Below are 487 nucleotides of genomic sequence, written 5' to 3' on the forward strand. Positions count from 1 at the left end.
ACTTGTTACCATCGGTACGGTGTCGATTTATCTGTATTCCGTTTATATGCTGTTTTTCAGCCCGCACTCGGCGCACGGCATGGCACACGTGTATTTTGAAGTAGGCGTGATGGTGATCGGTTTTGTGTCGCTGGGCAAATTTTTGGAACACCGCACCAAAAAATCCAGCCTGAACAGCTTGGGCTTGCTGCTCAAACTCACGCCGACCCAAGTCAACGTGCAACGCAACGGCGAATGGAAACAACTGCCTATCGACCAAGTGCAAATTGGCGATCTAATCCGCGCTAACCACGGCGAACGCATTGCCGCCGACGGCATTATCGAGAGCGGCAGTGGCTGGGCGGACGAGAGCCACCTTACCGGCGAGTCCAATCCCGAAGAGAAAAAGGCAGGCGGCAAAGTGTTGGCGGGCGCGCTGATGACCGAGGGCAGCGTGGTTTACCGCGCTACGCAGCTCGGCAGCCAAACCCTGCTCGGTGATATGATG

At 55.6% G+C, this 487-nt stretch carries 1 protein-coding gene; it reads left to right on the forward strand.

Annotated elements, in window-relative coordinates; genetic code table 11:
- Nucleotides 1–487: P-type ATPase (locus ACTHUM_RS19115; RefSeq protein ID WP_440403853.1), on the forward strand; the 487-nt coding region annotated here is incomplete at both ends.

The organism is Neisseria sp. P0021.S006 (genome assembly GCF_051956895.1).